We start from the raw sequence: 16,689 nt of genomic DNA, 5'->3' as shown, positions 1-16,689 counted from the left end.
GGTAAATGTTATGCCCAGTTCTTTTTCTTGCTGGTTTTGCCAATGCCCGGATTACAGCTGTTGGTCGGGTCAAGCTGATGAAAATGCTGCTCGTGCTCGCTGGAGGCGTGATACAGATGGCCGATATTATGCTCCGCCGGGTACTTCGCTCCGCGCCGATCGAGGTATTCCAGCACCGCATCTTTAAAGGCCGCGCCGTCCACACCGGGCTTCAGGATGTAATCCTGATGATTGACCAGGCAGAAGAAGTGGCCGCAGCAGGACCCTTCCAGCACCTGCGCCTGGAGTTCCGGCGGCAGCTGGATCATCCACTGCTCGTCGTTACGCCGCAGCGCCACGTCGAAGGCAATCAGCCGACGATCGGTATTGATGCCGTAGTAGTCGCAGTAAAAAACGGTGCAGGCACCGACGCCGAAACGCACCAGAAACGCATCGCCCTGCTCCGCTTCCGTACAGTGGAACCAGTCGCCGTTGCGCTCGGCAAAGAACGCGGTCAGCAGGCGGTTCATCGCGGCGGCTTCTTCGTGCGCGACCTTGATCATCAGATGATGCTCATAGCGGCGATGCCACGACAGCAGGCGCGGCGAAATCGTCGACGGCGTCAGCCTGTTGCCCAGCTGAATCAGCTTATCGATGGTGTTGGCGGGCAGCAGCTTGAGCTGCTTCACCCGCGCATCCCAGCGGGCTTTTTTTTGCATCAACCCCGGCAGCGCCGACGGCCCCAGCCGCTTAATCGACAGCAGCATATGGCGGGCATAGCGCAGCGTCAGGCGGAAGGCATTGCGATGAATGTATTCCGCCTGAATCGGCAGCTGTTCAAGGCTTTCAATCAGATAGCGGCGCAGCTCCAGCAGCACCTGCTCATCGTTGGTGCCAATATAGAAGGTGTCTTCCTGCGGCGTGGCGTCAAAGGTGGCGAGGCGCACGGCAAACACAATCACCTTTCCGGCGCAGCCCGCGCTGTCGTGCAGATACTGCGGATTGCCGTTAAAGCGCGTTGGCGTGACGGCATCCACGTCCTTAATTACCGAGGCGTAGTCGTCAGCCCAGATTTTCCCCTGCCAGTCGGCGGCGGTGCCGGTGGTGTAATCGCCGGATTCCAGCCGGGCAATCATCTGCTCCGGCTCGGTGCCCAGATCGATACCCAGATGGTTCACCAGCTCCAGCCGACCGTCGTCGGTAATGCGGGCAAACAGAGATTTTTCGGTAAACGCCGGGCCGCGCTGTAATAGCGATCCGCCGGAGTTGTTGCAGATGCCGCCCACGACGGAGGCACCAATGCAGGAGGAACCGATCACCGAGTGCGGTTCTTTGCCGTACGGCTTCAGGCTCTCTTCCAGTTCGGTCAGCGTGCTGCCGGGAAACGCCACGATCTGCTGCGCATTATCGATCACCTGCACCCCTTTGATTTTGCGGGTGCTGATAATGACCACCGGGCGATCGTAATCGTCTCCGTGCGGGGTCGATCCGCCGGTCACGCCGGTATTGGACGCCTGCATCAGAATAATCACGTCGTTTTGCTGGCAGACTTTAAGCGCCTGCCAGAGCTGAATCAGCGTTGCAGGCAGCACCACGGCCAGCGCGTCACCGTGGCCCACGCGAAATCCTTTGCAGTAGTACGCTTTCTGATAGCTGTCGGTAATCAGACCGTCGGCACCGACCACCTTGCCAAGCTGTTGTAGGGTATTGGCATGTTGCATAGCGGGTTGACCTCTCCCTGGAAGATTGATGTGCGCAAAGAGTGTACCTGACACTTTTCCGCCAGAGCTAGCACTGTTCGACAGAAAATGCCGCGGTTTATCGGCGGATAAATCCACAACATTGATAATGATTTCAGCCAGTTCGGGAATTTCAGAGAGATCTTCGGTGAAAGCGCATTATGCAGAGGCGATCGACTGGATGACTGGCCGTTCGTCCAGAAATAGCGCGACGCATTTTTATTCTGACCGTGGATTATTTTTCTGAAAAAAACGGCAGGAAAGGATGAATAAATAGTTAGCTTTTTAGCAGCCATAGGCAAAGTATTTTTATGCATATTTTATTCACACAAAATGCATAAAATTAATTTTTCCTCTGTTTTTCAGAAACTTGAATGTGATCAAAAAGTGAATAATTCCGAACTATTCTGTGTTGACATTGTTATCCCCCACGGCCAGCATTAGGCCACTCGCTCACCTCCCGCCAGCGGTTCTGGCCTGAGTGAAGGCCATACGGCGCTGTCCGTTTTCTCGTCGCGTAGTACGCCTGCCCCCCTTTTTCATCGGGACGGGATTGCTTTGCCTGCAAAAAATATTGAGAGGATGCCATGTCTGACCAAGCGGATGCGCAGCAAAATCTGCACCGGGGCCTGAGTTCCCGTCATATCCAGCTGATCGCCCTCGGCGGTGCCATCGGTACCGGGCTGTTTATGGGGGCAGGTAAAACCATTGCCGTTTCGGGAACCTCCATTCTGATTACCTACGTGGTGGTCGGATTCTTTATGTATATGACCATGCGGGCGATGGGTGAGCTGCTGCTGACCCGGCTGGACTATCGCTCGTTTGCCGACTTCGTGGCCGACTATCTGGGGCCGAAAGCCAGTTTCTACCTCGGCTGGTCCTACTGGCTGAGCTGGGTAGTCACCTGCATTGCCGATGTGGTGGTCTGCGGCGGCTACGTGCAGTACTGGCTGCCGGAACTGTCGCCGTGGATACCGGCGCTGTCGACACTGGCGCTGTTGTGCCTGCTTAACCTGCTGTCGGTAAAAATGTTTGGCGAGGCCGAGTTCTGGTTCGCCATTATCAAGGTGATTGCCATCGTGGCGCTGATCGTCACCGGGGGCTGGATGATCGCCAGCGGCTGGACCTCGCCGGATGGCGTGCAGGCGTCACTGAGCAACGTCACCAACCCGCAGGTGTTTATGCCCCACGGCATTGTCGGCTTCTTCGCCGGTTTCCAGATCGCCATCTTCTCCTACACCGGCATTGAGCTGCTCGGCACCATGAGCGCCGAAACCCGCTCGCCGGAACGCGTACTGCCGAAGGCGATTAAAGCCATTCCAATGCGCATTATCATTTTCTACGTGCTGTCGATGGTGGTGATTATTGCCGTGACTTCCTGGCAGCATATCGCGCCGGATACCAGCCCGTTCGTCACCCTGTTTGATAAAGCCGGGCTTCCGGCGGCGGCGGCGATTATCAACTTTGTCGCCCTTACCTCGGCAATGTCCTCCGCCAACAGCGGCGTTTACTCCAGCACCCGCATGCTCTACGGCCTGTCGGTTGACGATCACGCCCACTGGCAGTTCCGCATTCTGTCGCGCACCACCTCGATTCCGGTGCACAGCCTGCTGTTTACCTGCTTCTGTATGCTGATTGGCACGCTGCTGCTGTTCCTGGTGCCGGACGTGATGACGCTGTTCACCGTGGTTTCGACCCTGGCGGCGATTCTGGTGATCTACAGCTGGGCGATGATCCTGATTGCCTATCTGGTATACCGCAAACGTCGCCCGGACCTGCACCAGCGTTCCACCTTCAAGATGCCGGCGGGCATCGCCATGAGCTGGCTGACGCTGCTGTTCTTCCTGTTCTCACTGGTGGTGATGGTGTTTGATGCCGATACGCTGACGGCGCTGTGTACCATGCCGCTGTGGTTTATTCTGCTGGAGTGGGTCTGGCGGGTGAAGCAGCGCAAAGCGCAGGTTGAGTCAGAGGCGGTGTGAGCGCCTGAAAGAGTGGCCGTGTGCGTTGCTGCTGAAAAAACGTAAGCGTGTGGCCACATAATAAAACAGGCTCTGCCGGGTAACCGACAGAGCCTGTTTTGCAGAAGACGGTGTCTTTACGGATGCCGCCTGCTGATGCCGCCCGATGGGCACAACCGCCCACCGCAGACGACCTGAACGCTTACAGTACGCCCTGTGCCAGCATCGCATCGGCCACTTTAACGAAGCCAGCGATGTTCGCGCCGTGAACGTAATGGGTCTGCTTGCCTTCACCGCCGTGCTCAACGCAGGCGTGGTGAATATCCAGCATGATGTGCTGCAGGCGAATATCCACTTTCTCAGCCTTCCAGCTCATACGCGCGGCGTTCTGCGCCATTTCCAGACCTGACGTCGCCACGCCACCGGCGTTAGCCGCTTTGCCCGGTGCGAACAGTACGCCCGCATCCAGGAAGGCATCGGTTGCCGCAATGGTGGTTGGCATGTTTGCGCCTTCGGCAACGGCCTTCACGCCGTTAGCAATCAGCTGCTTAGCAGCTGGCAGATCCAGTTCGTTCTGCGTGGCGCACGGCAGTGCGATATCCACCGGCACGCTCCACGGCTGCTGGCCAGCGAGGTAAACCAGGTTGCGTTCACGGGCGTAGTCTTCCACGGTGCCGTAACGTACGTTTTTGATCTCGGCCAGATGCGCCAGCTTCTCGGTGGTGAAGCCTTCTTCATCCACCACGGTGCCGCCGGAATCGGAAGCGGTGATGACACGCGCACCCAGTTCCAGCGCTTTCTCGATGGCGTACTGCGCCACGTTACCGGCACCGGAAACGGAAACACGGCTGCCTTCAAAGCCCAGACCGTGGCGCTTCAGCATTGCATCGGTGAAGTACACCAGGCCATAACCGGTGGCTTCAGGACGGATCAGGCTGCCGCCAAACGTCAGACCTTTACCGGTGAACACACAGCTGGTGTTGTTGGACAGCTTTTTCATCATCCCGGACATAAAGCCCACTTCACGGCCGCCCACGCCGATATCGCCCGCCGGAACGTCGGTATCCGGGCCCAGGTGGCGATACAGTTCGGTCATCAGCGCCTGGCAGAAACGCATCACTTCCGCGTTACTTTTGCCTTTCGGATTGAAGTCAGAACCGCCTTTCCCTCCGCCCATCGGCAGTGTGGTCAGGGCGTTTTTAAAGGTTTGTTCAAAGCCGAGGAACTTCAGAATTGACAGGTTTACAGAAGGATGGAAACGCATACCGCCTTTATAAGGACCAATGGCAGAGCTGAACTGTACGCGCCATGCGCGGTTCACCTGTACCTGGCCACGGTCGTCGGTCCAGGCTACGCGAAACTGAATGGCTCGCTCTGGTTCCACCAAACGTTCCAGCAATCCCTGCTCCTGATACTGCGGGTTCTGTTCCAGAAACGGCCACAGAGAGGTAAAGACTTCACGTACCGCCTGCAGGTATTCCGGTTGATTAGGGTCACGCTGTTGGACGGAGGTTAGAAACGACTCCAGAGAGTTAAAACCTTTCATTACTAAATCCTTCTGACTGTGGGATGTCACTGGTGCTAATTAAGAGTTATTTGAATAGCCAGTGAGGTAATATTGTGCGTCAACGACTATATCATCGCTTTTCAAGCGCACAACAAAAAAGTTTTGCCCCTTTAATCGCCTGAAAACCTATATCGAGCGACAGGATGACGCACGAATTTCGTGACTCATCATCGCCCAGGGCACGGCTGGCGCGCTCTGCAAGGGATCGCGCTAAAATCAACCATGCCAGTACAAGCCATTTGGCACCATAACAAAAAGACCATAATTACATAAGGTTAAGACAATCTATAAGAAAAAATTATGACGAATAAATGCTAATTAAAGTTAATCATAAAGACACATAAAAATTAAAACCACGGCAACAACACCCGTTAATTCACATTTTTTATAATGGTATTAAATAACCAGAAATGATTATTAACTCTGATTAAAATTCGCAGGTAAAAACCATTTTTGATTGCACACTTATCACTAAAGGCATAAAGGCAATGCTCAAAACCTGGAGATAAAATAATCCGTTACTTAACGAAGTAATAGTTCAGATCACCGCAAAGCCCGACAAGATTTAGCCTCTGACGTCACATCACGAATTGTTATTATCCGCTTAAAACACCCTTATCTTCGCCGTTTAAAAAGCGCCATCCTTTTCTCCAGCAATACGATCTCTCACTTAACCAGTCATTCTTGCCACCGCCATTCCCGACAAATAGGCACTGTTTTTGAAGGGATTAATAAGTTGTACATATGTACACTTTTCTGTTTACATCCATTAATGAGAATGCATATCATAAACATCCTTATTAAAAAAATGCGCTTATCTTATGAAAACCACTACTTTTGTTGCGTTCAAACCTCTCAGGGTACTGATGCTTTTCGCGCTATACGGCATCCTGCCTCCCGCGTATTCCGCTGATGCGGATGGCGATAATCCACTAAAAAAAGAAGAGTCCGCTGAACAAACCTTATTCGTCACCGCCGAAGAGGAGATTAAACAGCAGCCGGGCGTGTCGGTAATTACCGCCGAAGACATCAGTAAACATCCTCCGGTTAACGATCTCTCAGATATTATTCGCAAAATGCCGGGCGTGAATCTCACCGGCAATAGCAGCACCGGCGCCAGGGGAAATAACCGGCAGATTGATATTCGCGGAATGGGCCCGGAAAACACGCTGATTCTGATCGATGGCAATCCGGTCACCTCTCGCAATGCTATTCGCTACGCGTGGGACGGCGAACGCGACACGCGCGGCGACAGCAACTGGGTACCGGCCGAAGAAGTTGAACGTATTGAAGTGATTAGAGGACCCGCAGCGGCACGTTACGGTTCCGGCGCAGCGGGCGGCGTGGTGAACATCATCACCAAACGGCCAACCAACGCCTGGCACGGCTCGCTGAGCTATTTCCTCAATCAGCCAGAAAGCAGCAGCGAGGGGAATACCAACCGGACCAACTTCAGCCTCAGCGGCCCGCTGGCGGATGAAGCATTAACGATGAGACTGTACGGCAGCTGGAATAAAACGAAAGCCGACAGCCCGTCGATTAATGGCACAGATAACAGTTCGGGTTTAACCCCTGCGGGACGTGAAGGCGTACGTAATAAAGATATTAACGCCGTGCTCTCCTGGAAACCGACCAATAATCAAACCCTTGATTTCGAAGCGGGCTACAGCAGGCAGGGAAATATTTACGCGGGTGATACTCAATTCAGCCTGGCTTCTGATGCCACGCAGGCGCTGGCGCAGTCCGGCGCGGAAACCAATAAGCTTTATCGGCAGAATTTCGGCATCACGCACAACGGCATCTGGGACTGGGGCCAGTCTAAGCTGGCATTTCAGTATGACGGAACGCGCAACAGCCGACTCGATGAAGGCCTGACCGGGCGCACGGAGGGGTCGATTAAAGACGGGGCCGGTTTCATCACCAGCCAGCTGCGGAACTACCGGGTGAACGGCGAGATTAACTTCCCCGTTGACTGGCTGCGTGAGCAGACCATTACCCTTGGCGCGGAGTGGAACCGCTCCGAGCTTGAGGCCCCGAATTCAGCTCTGCAAACGCTGATTTCCGGCGATGCCGTCAGCGGCGCGGCGGCAAACGGCAGCCATGTGAAGTCTCACTCCGATCTGAGCGGCATCTATTTCGAGGACAATATTCAGGCCACCGAAACCACCCAGGTGATACCGGGCCTGCGCATGGATTACGACAACCGCTTTGGCAGTAATTTCAGCCCCAGCCTGAATCTGTCACAGGCGCTGGGCGAATACTTTACTCTGAAGGCCGGTATTGCGCGGGCATTCAAAGCGCCAAACCTGTATCAATCCAGCCCCGACTATCTGCTTTATTCCCGGGGTAATGGTTGCCCGCTCACCGTGGGCTATGAACCCTGCTACCTGGCGGGCAATGACGATCTCAAACCGGAAGTCAGCGTGAATAAAGAGATCGGGCTGGAATTTAATCATCAGGGCTGGGCCGCGGGTATTACGTGGTTCAGAAATGACTATAAAAATAAAATTATCGCCGGTAATGATTTCCTTGGCGCAACGAATTCCGGTACCGCCATCCTGCGCTGGGAAAATACCGGAAAAGCGGTGGTGGAGGGTCTGGAAGCCAACGTCACCGTCCCGGTCAGCGATGCGCTGAACTTTAATACTAACGCCACTTATATGATTACCTCCGAGGATAAAACCACCGGAAATCCGCTGTCGATTATTCCTGAATACACCATTAACTCAACCCTCGACTGGAAAATCCGTCAGGACCTGTCGGCGAACGTCAGCTACACCTTCTACGGCCCGCAAAAGCCACGAAAATATGCCGTTAACCATACCGAGTTAAATAACGGTCTGGATCAGACCCGCGTAGGATCGTATGGACTGGTGGGTTTAAACCTGCAGTACCAGATGACGAAGAACCTCGATCTGAAAACCGGCATCAGCAATCTGTTTGACAAAGAGATTAAACGCCGTGCCGAAGGAGCCTCAACCTATAACGAACCGGGCCGGGCGTATTACTTCGGCGCTACCGTATCATTCTGAGGCGAGGAACAGAGATGTCAGTCAGTCGTCGTAAGTTTTTAATGGGCGCAGGATGCGGTATTGCCGGTGCAGCGGTGGGCTTTCCGGCGGGGGTGTTTACCGCCGCCCGCCCCGGGTACATTTCCGCTTCACAGATCCCGCGCGCTCAGGCAGTGTCAACCCGGGCGGATCTCCCGGTGGAAGCCGACGTGGTGGTGATTGGCGGCGGTATTGCCGGAATATCCACCGCGTTGTTCCTTAATGAAAAGAAACTGAACGTAGTGGTGCTGGAAAAAGGCGTCGTCGCAGGAGAACAGTCCAGCCGCGCATTCGGCTGGGTTTATTCCAACCACTGGGATTTGGGTAAGTATGAGTTAGCCAATCAGTCCAAACGTATCTGGTCGGGCTTTGCCAGCCGCTTTGATACCGACGTGGGGTTCAGAGCAACGGGCAACTACGTCATGATGCACACCGATGAAGAAATCTCAGCGGCAGAAGAGTGGCTGAAGCACGCCCGCGCGCGCGATCCGCAATGCGATGCCCGCATCGTTTCAGGTGCAGCGATGAACGCCGTTATTGCCGGTGCCGGGGACAAATATAAAGCGATGCTGTATCAGGCCAGCGACGGCACGGCAGAACCGGTCTGGTCCGTCTCTCGTATTGCCGAAGGTGCCATGCGGGAAGGGGTGAAGATTGTTGCGCCCTGCGCCGCACGCACCATCGAATACGCAGCGGGCCGGGTTGCGGGGGTCCATACCGAACAGGGCTTTATCAAATGCCAGAATGTGGTCCTGGCGGGAGGCGCCTGGTCGGCTCTGTTCGCCGAGAACGCTGGCTATCATCTGCCGCAGCTGTCGATTGACTCTTCCATGCTGCGCATCAGCAGCGCTGAAGGAACTTTACCCGGCGCGGGCTATGGCCCCGATTTTGTCTGGCGGCAGATGGCAAGTGGTGAAACCTCAATTGGGGTGATGCAGCATATCGCGCCGGTGACCAAAGCCAGCTTTAAGTACCTGACCGATTTCTTCCCCAGCCTGCGCTATTCGTCGGATCTGCTGAAGATAACGTTCACCCGTGATTTCTTCCATTCGCTGAATATGAAATCACGCTGGTCGGCACAGGATATTACGCCGTTTGAAGAGATCAGGATGCTGTCCGGCCAGGTTGACCACGCGGCAACGCAGGAGGCGCTGGCAAACCTTCGCCGTGCCTGGCCTGCCTATCAACAGACCACGGTGAAAGAGCAATGGGCCGGGATTATTGATGCCAGCCCGGACTCAACGCCCTACATTTCCGCCGTCGCCAACCGCAACGATATTTACGTGATAACCGGCTTTTCAGGAAATGGCCTGACGACCGGCCCGGCGGCTGGCCAGATGCTGGCGCAGTTGATAGCCGGTGAACAGACCACCTGTAATCCTCATATCTACCGCTTCAACCGCTTCAGCGACGGTTCGCCGTTCACCTTCCGCCACTGATCCTGCCGGTATTCCAGCCCGCGCCTCTTGATGCGCGGGCTGTTTTTATGCGTCTCTGACCTGCGTACAGAGCGCGATGGCTAACAGACCGCAGAGCAGAATACTCAACGCCAGGCTTAACGGGCCCTGTGGAAACAGGCTGATAAGATAGCCAATCAGCGATGAGATCAGATATTGCAGTGCCCCCATTACCGCCGCTGCCACCCCAGCGGAACTACCGGCATTCTGCATCACTAATGCCATAATATTTCCGTAAATCAGGCCTAATGACCCCATCGCAGCGGCCAGCATCACGGTAAAACCCACCGCCGTGACGCCATGCATCACCAGCACCACCGCCAGCAGTAAACCCATCGCAGCATGGAGCCCCAGACCGAGTATCGTCACCGCCCTGGCCGACATCCCCAGGTTCAACAGCCACACGCTAATAAAACCGGCAACGATGCTGACCAGCGCGTTGAGCGCAAAGATATAGCTGAACGCCTGAGGAGAGAGCGCATAGAAATGGGTGAAGATAAAAGACGAGGTTGCGATGTAGTTGAACAGTGAGCCCAACGCCACGCCGCTGGCAACGGTGTAGAGCATATAGCGACGGTTTTTGAATACTGCGGCATAGGCGCGCAGAATCGACCGGGGGTGCAGAGGTGTGCGTTTTGCCAGCGGCAGCGAATCAGGCAGCGATGCGGCACACCAGAAAAAACCCGCCGTCCCCAGCACGCCAAGCGTCATAAAAATAAGCCGCCAGTCGCCCAGACCCAGCACGTAGCCACCAACGACCGGGGCCACCACCGGCGCGATCATCATCACCTGCATCAAAATCGTAAAGATCTTTGCCGCCTCGCCGTCGCTGTAGCGATCGGAGACGATGGCTCGCGGACTGACCAGTCCGGCCGACGCGCCCAGCGCCTGAAAAAACCGCATCACCATCAGCATTTCAACGGAGGTCGCTGCCGCCGCGCCAAAGGACGCTGCGGAAAAAAGTGCCATTCCCGCCAGCACCGGCGTTCTGCGGCCGTACCGATCCAGCAGAGGACCATACAGCGCCTGCCCTATTGCCAGCCCGGCAAGAAAAATAGCCAGTGTCAGCTGCATGCGCCCCGCATCGGTATTAAACGCAACGGCCATATCCGGCATGCCGGGAAGGTACATATCGATTGCCATCGCATCAAGCGCCGTCAGCAACGAGAGCAGGACAATCAGCGCCGGGCTGATGCGGCCAGCATCATGTGTTTTTACGTCGGACATTCATTCACCCATAGTTTTTGCTAGTGAAAGTCAGGATTAACCGGTCACGATAAGAGACTGCGCCGGAAGAGGTGACAATCTTACTAAACATGTACATTTGTACAACTTTTTTTCGGGTGAATGCCTTGCTGGAAAAATAAAAAGACACCATTGCTGATGTCTTTTTATTTAAATCCTGTGAGAGGTCGAGTTAAATGACAAAATCATTTATGAAGCAGCAGATGAATGGCCGTGACTAAATTTTCTTCGTCAAAAAGAATACTGTCGGGTTCCAGCACGCTGCGCATCAGCAGCGAGTCAATCATCGAGGAGAGGAGCTTTGATTTGAGTAAATCTTCCGTGACGTATTTCAACATCATATCTTCGATAATCAGCAGCCAGCTGAGGCTGAGTGGACGAAGCGAAGGCCGCGATATCGCCGCAGCATACATCTCATATTCGTGATGGATAAGCTTCCTGTCCATTAGCGTGGTAATGAGGAATTTTATCACGATATCGGCAGGTGGCAGCTCAGCATGTTGAGAGAACCACTTCTCAGTTATTTCTTTAAAATCTGACAGATAAGACTGCATTGCTGCTTCTAACAGGTCGTCAAGGCTCTTAAAATAGTAGGTGGTCGACCCCAGTGGCACCCCGGCCTCTTCGGCAACGGCACGGTGATTGCACTGGTTTATACCCTGCTTGCGCAAAACTCTCATGGTTGCATCAATGATAATTTTCTTCTTCAATTTTGCCGCAGTTCGAGTTTCGCCAGCCATGCTAAATACACCCCGTTAAAAAACTTCACGGATCATAGCATTCCGTCGAAAATCTTACCAACGTTAATAAAAGTCGATATTATTACGGTGGGTGACAAATAAAATACAACGATCCCCCTGATGCAATAGCACACCAGAAAATAATATTTAATCATTGAATACAATTAATTTACGAAAAAATGAGATTTTGAAAAAATAACGGAATGTGCACATTAAACATCACATTCCGTCTTACTGGATTATTTCAGGTGATTCTTCAAATGGGATCGCCGGATGCGTATTTCACCTTTCCGCCACTCCCCTTGCGGCGTGGCCTGGTCATCAATCAACCGGTTCAGCGCTTCGGTAATCAGCAGATCAATACGCTGGCTGAACGTGGTCAACTGCCAGCCTTCGGCAGCGGCATCATCGATATCGTCAAAACCAACAATGCCGATTTCGCCCTGTCTCCCGGCCAGCCTCAGGGCTTCCAGCGCACCCAGCGCCAGAATATCGTTCTCACAAAACAGCGCGTCCACCCACTGCTCTGCGGGCACCGATTGCAGATAGTCGGCCATCGCCCGGTAGCCTGAATGCCGGTCGTAATGCCCGGCGGTCAGCAGCACGCCGACATCATGGCCCGCATCCTGCAACCGCGCACTGTAGCCTTCCATTCGCTGCAAATGATCGTTGCTGGTATCCGGTCCTTTCATGTAGCCGAAGCGATGATATCCCTGCTGCAACAGCAGGTTAGCGATATCGCGCCCTGCCTGGATGCCGTTGATATTCACCACATCGATATCATCCGCATCGTTATTGCGGCACACCTGCACCAGCGGAATATGCAGCATGTCGTGCGCTACGGCGATCAGTTCGTCGGTCAGCAGCGTACCGAGAAACAGAATCCCGTCCACCTGCAGCTGGTCGGCCATGGTCATCACCGAGGTGTAGTTTTCTCCCGGGGTGATATTCAGCGTCAGCGCCATGCAGCCGCGCCGCTGCAGCTGGCGAGTAACGGCGTCCAGCAGCATCATCAGATGCGGGTTTTTCAGTTCATCAATAACCACACCGATGATATTGGTTTTCTTCTTCGACAGGCTGCGCGCCAGCAGATTTGGCCGGTAGCCCAGCTCGCTTGCGGCGGCCAGCACCTTCTCTCGTGCCCGATCGGACACCGACGCCCCCGGCGTAAAAGCCCGTGAAACGGTCCATTTCGACACGCCGGCCCGCTTTGCCACGTCGTTGGCGGTGGTTTTATGGTGCAATTTAGTTTTTGTTGTCATAGCCCCTGCGTTTCAGAGTTTGCCCAATCTGCCCCCTGCATTGAACGCTAAACCCGGCGGAAAAGAAATCGAAAAACAAAATGCAATCGGGTGCAAAGTGTTAAATTTGTGTGATCAAACGCAGTGATTTTCACTTTCGGTGATTGACTAATTTTTAGCCGTGGAAGACATTTCCATCACTCCCCCGGCGAAAGCAAATTTCTTCTTCGGCGGAGTACCCCTCTGTTTGCACCCGGTTGCATTCGTAATGCGAATCAGCCGACAACCTTATGATATGGAATAAAAAAATGAAAAATATCAAAGTGCTGCTGTTGATGTTCTGCTCGCTGTTTATGTTCCAGGCCCAGGCCAAAAGCTATCAGGTCGGCGTGGCCCTGGCGAACTTCGATTTAAACTTCGTTTCCATTCTGCGCACGCAAATGATCGCCGAACTGAAAAACCAGGGGATGAACGGCCAGTTCTCCGATGCCAAAGGTGACGTGGCATTACAGATCCAGCAGGTGGATGATTTTATCAACCAGGGCGTGGATGCCATCATCCTCAATCCGGTGGATACCCAGGGGGTTAAACCGGCGATGGATGCCGCCAAACGCGCCGGTATTCCGCTGATCTTTGTGAACCGCAAGCCGGAAGTGAAGCTGGAAGGCATGCAGGCCTACGTCGGTTCCGACTCGGCGCTCAGCGGCAAAATGCAGATGGAAGAGCTGGCGAAAAAAATGAACTACAGGGGCAATGTGGCCATCCTGATGGGCGCACTTTCCACCGAGGAAGCCCGCGAGCGTACTCGCGCGGTTGAAGAAGTGATCGCCAAGCATAAGGACATGAAAGTTATCGAGAAACAGAGTGCAAAATGGCAGCGTAACGAGGCGGTTGACGTCACCTCCAGCTGGCTGCTGAACGGCACAGCGATCGACGGGATTGCCGCCAACAACGACGAAATGGCCATCGGGGCGATTATGGCGCTGAACCAGGCAAAACGCAGCAACATCGCGGTCGCGGGCATCGACGGTACGCCGGACGGGTTACAGTTTATCAAGAATGGCGAAATGGCAGTGACCATCTTCCAGGACGCCAAAGGCCAGGCCATCGGTTCGGTAAAAGTGACCAAAGCGATGCTGGAAAAACAGCCGACCGAAGCCTACAACTGGATCCCCTATGAAGTGGTGACAAAGCAGAACTACACCAGCTTCGCCGAGAAAAACGCGAAGTAAACTCCCGTATCTCCCTGTTTTTAACCCGGATAATGCCCATATCACAGCGGGTTTGCCTTCGGTAGATCCGTTTTTGCACCCGGGTGCATTTTGTTGAATTTTTGTGATCCGGATGGTGAATTTTGCATCAGGTCGATTGACTTAATCTTCGCCATCTCTAAAAGTGCAGCACATGACAAGCAACAGCAACACCGCTTATCACCGTCTGTGAAACCCGTATAACGTCCTTTTTTGCACCCGGGTGCAAAACAACATTCAGGAGTCAGATATGCTTAACGGCGAAAGAAAAATCCCTCGTCCTCTGCGCTGGGCCATGATCGGCGGCGGTCGCCTGAGCCAGGTCGGTTACAAGCACCGCAGCGGCGCGCTGCGCGATAACACCGCCTACCAGCTGGTGGCCTGCGCCTTCGATATCGATGCCGCACGCGGCCGCGATTTCGGCGTCAACCTCGGCGTGGCGGCAGAGCGCTGCTACGACACCTACCAGCAGCTGCTGGCGGAAGAAGCAAAGCGCGAAGACGGCATCGAAGTGGTGACCATCGCCACGCCAAACGGCACCCACTATGAGATCACCAAAGCCGCGCTGAACGCCGGTATTCACGTGATTTGTGAAAAACCGCTGTTCTTCACCACCGCAGAAGCACGTGAAATCAAAGCGCTGGCGGCGGAAAAAGGGCTGATCGTTGGCGTGACCTACGGCTTCTCCGGCCATCCGCTGCTGATGCAGATGCGGGCGATGATTGCCAACGGCGAAATCGGTGAGGTGCGCATGGTGGAGTTGCAATACACCCACGGCTTCAGCGCTAACGACAGCGCCGACAAATTCAGCGAAGCGCAGAAATGGCGCGTGGATCCGAAAATTGCCGGGCCAACGTTCGTGCTGGGCGACATCTCCACCCACACCTTCTACATCTCCCAGCTGGTGCTGCCGGAGCTGCATATCAAATCGCTGCTGTGCGACCGCCAGAGCTTTATCCCGTCGCGCGCGCCGCTGGAAGATAACGCCATGGTGCTGATGCACTACGAAGGCGGCGCGGTTGGCCGCATGTGGGCTTCCTCCATCAACGCCGGTTCCATGGACAGCCAGTTCATTCGCGTCATCGGTTCCAAAGCCAGCCTGCAGTGGAGCGACTACAACCCTGGCGAGCTGAAATATGAAATTCAGGGCCAGCCGACCCAGACCATGCACCACGGTATGCCGTACCTCGATGAAAGCGCGCTGGCCGACGAACGCCTTGGCGCACTGCACACCGAAGGGCTGGCCGAATCCTGGGCCAATATCTACCTGAAATTTGCCATCGCCATCAGCGCACAGCAGCGCGGCGATCGTCAGACGCTGGAAAACCTGATTTATCCCGATATCGACGCCGGTCTGGAAGGCGTTCGCTGGATTGAAAACTGTGTACGTTCTGCCGACAACGGCTCCACCTGGGTTAACTACGAGTAAGGCACCGTCATGAAATTATCATTCTGTACCGACAGCCTGGGCCACCTGCCCTTTGAAGCGATGCTGGATAAACTGCTGGAACTCGGCGTGACCGGCGTGGAGATGACCACCGGCGGCTGGTCTTCCGCCCCGCACCTGCGCACCGACGAGCTGCTGGCCAGCCCGGCTAAGCGCCAGCAGGTTCTTCAGGCTCTGGAAAGCCGCGGTATGCAGATCGCCGCGCTGAACGTGTCTGGCAACCCGCTCGATCCGGGCGAACTGGGCCAGCGCCACAAAAGCGATACCGATAAAGCGTTACAGCTGGCGGGCCACTTTGGCGTGAAGAAAATCGTGATGATGAGCGGCCTGCCGCCGGCCAGCCCGCAGGACACCATTCCAAACTGGATCACCTATACCGTCAGCTGGCCGCCAACGCTGAAAAACTGCCTCGACTACCAGTGGAATGAAGTCGCAATTCCTTACTGGCAGGGGCTGGTTGCCCGGGCGAAAGAGTGCGGCGTGGAGAAATTCGCGCTGGAAAACTTCAGCTCAATGCTGGTGTGGAACCCGGAAACGCTGTTCCGCCTTCGCGATGCCGTTGGCCCAACGGTCGGCCTGAACCTCGACCCGAGCCACCTGCTGTGGATGGGCGCCGACCCGATTGCCGCCGCCCGCGCCCTTGGTCCGGCGATCCATCATGTTCACGGCAAAGACGTGCGTATGGAACGCGGCCTGGTCGGCATCAACGGCCTGCTGGAAACCAAACCGGTGGAAGACGTTGCCAACCGCGCGTGGAACTACGTGGCGGTCGGCTGCGGCCAGGATCTGCAGTGGTGGAAGGAGTTCTTCTCGGTGGTGCGCATGATGGGCTACAACGACTGGGTTTCTCTGGAGATGGAAGATCTCACCATGTCGGTGGAAGCGGGCGTCACCTCCTCTATCGCCGCGCTGCAACAAACCATCAGCCAGTAGTTCTGCTTTCCGGTGGCCGCCGTGCGCGGCCACCCACATCCGTCATTTCAATCCCCGACTGGCCAATAACAACCACCACA

Annotated in this window: 11 protein-coding genes; 6 read left to right on the top strand and 5 right to left on the bottom strand. The window is 55.0% G+C overall.

Going from position 1 to position 16,689, the window contains the following annotated elements; genetic code table 11:
• Positions 1-8: 8 nt before the first annotated feature.
• On the bottom strand, positions 9-1,700 hold the full coding sequence (gene dld / locus JOE09_RS10460) for a D-lactate dehydrogenase (protein WP_200560507.1): 1,692 nt from the start codon (positions 1,698-1,700) through the stop codon (positions 9-11).
• Between the two features lie 605 nt (positions 1,701-2,305).
• Between dld and JOE09_RS10455 the strand changes: the two genes are divergently transcribed.
• Positions 2,306-3,700, top strand: a complete 1,395-nt coding sequence (locus JOE09_RS10455; protein ID WP_200543109.1) for an amino acid permease — start codon at positions 2,306-2,308, stop codon at positions 3,698-3,700.
• A 181-nt stretch (positions 3,701-3,881) separates the two neighbouring features.
• Here the strand turns inward: JOE09_RS10455 and gdhA are convergent, their stop codons facing one another.
• The gene (gdhA, locus tag JOE09_RS10450; protein ID WP_205065733.1) at positions 3,882-5,225 is read right to left on the bottom strand and encodes an NADP-specific glutamate dehydrogenase; all 1,344 of its coding nucleotides are present in this window, start codon (positions 5,223-5,225) and stop codon (positions 3,882-3,884) included.
• Between the two features lie 887 nt (positions 5,226-6,112).
• Between gdhA and JOE09_RS10445 the strand changes: the two genes are divergently transcribed.
• Both JOE09_RS10445 and JOE09_RS10440 read left to right on the top strand, forming a co-directional pair.
• Entirely contained in the window at positions 6,113-8,278 is a 2,166-nt protein-coding gene (locus JOE09_RS10445; protein WP_205065732.1) for a FepA family TonB-dependent siderophore receptor, read from the top strand.
• A 14-nt stretch (positions 8,279-8,292) separates the two neighbouring features.
• Complete coding sequence (locus JOE09_RS10440; RefSeq protein WP_205065731.1) at positions 8,293-9,735, top strand: NAD(P)/FAD-dependent oxidoreductase; 1,443 nt, start codon at positions 8,293-8,295, stop codon at positions 9,733-9,735.
• A gap of 45 nt (positions 9,736-9,780) precedes the next feature.
• Here the strand turns inward: JOE09_RS10440 and JOE09_RS10435 are convergent, their stop codons facing one another.
• The 3 genes from JOE09_RS10435 to JOE09_RS10425 all read right to left on the bottom strand — a co-directional run bounded on the left by JOE09_RS10435 (position 9,781) and on the right by JOE09_RS10425 (position 13,000).
• Positions 9,781-10,980, bottom strand: coding sequence for a multidrug effflux MFS transporter (locus JOE09_RS10435; protein ID WP_205065730.1), 1,200 nt, complete (start codon positions 10,978-10,980; stop codon positions 9,781-9,783).
• 203 nt (positions 10,981-11,183) lie between these two features.
• Positions 11,184-11,738: a TetR/AcrR family transcriptional regulator gene (locus tag JOE09_RS10430; protein WP_105592228.1), complete on the bottom strand. Its 555-nt coding sequence runs from the start codon at positions 11,736-11,738 to the stop codon at positions 11,184-11,186.
• A 239-nt stretch (positions 11,739-11,977) separates the two neighbouring features.
• The gene (locus tag JOE09_RS10425) at positions 11,978-13,000 is read right to left on the bottom strand and encodes a LacI family DNA-binding transcriptional regulator (RefSeq protein ID WP_205065729.1); all 1,023 of its coding nucleotides are present in this window, start codon (positions 12,998-13,000) and stop codon (positions 11,978-11,980) included.
• A gap of 287 nt (positions 13,001-13,287) precedes the next feature.
• On the opposite strand from JOE09_RS10425, the gene JOE09_RS10420 reads away from it, so the two are divergent.
• The 3 genes from JOE09_RS10420 to JOE09_RS10410 all read left to right on the top strand — a co-directional run bounded on the left by JOE09_RS10420 (position 13,288) and on the right by JOE09_RS10410 (position 16,609).
• A complete protein-coding gene (locus tag JOE09_RS10420) occupies positions 13,288-14,211 on the top strand; it encodes a substrate-binding domain-containing protein (protein ID WP_205065728.1) in 924 nt (307 codons plus the stop codon).
• A gap of 268 nt (positions 14,212-14,479) precedes the next feature.
• The gene (locus JOE09_RS10415; protein WP_105592231.1) at positions 14,480-15,658 is read left to right on the top strand and encodes a Gfo/Idh/MocA family protein; all 1,179 of its coding nucleotides are present in this window, start codon (positions 14,480-14,482) and stop codon (positions 15,656-15,658) included.
• A 9-nt stretch (positions 15,659-15,667) separates the two neighbouring features.
• Positions 15,668-16,609, top strand: coding sequence for a sugar phosphate isomerase/epimerase family protein (locus JOE09_RS10410; RefSeq protein ID WP_123331882.1), 942 nt, complete (start codon positions 15,668-15,670; stop codon positions 16,607-16,609).
• Positions 16,610-16,689 lie beyond the last annotated feature (80 nt).

The organism is Pantoea coffeiphila (assembly GCF_016909495.1).
GTDB classification, from domain to species: domain Bacteria; phylum Pseudomonadota; class Gammaproteobacteria; order Enterobacterales; family Enterobacteriaceae; genus Erwinia; species Erwinia coffeiphila.
The sequence above is the reverse complement of the archived record's forward strand: the minus strand, read 5'-3'. Positions and strand labels throughout refer to the sequence as shown.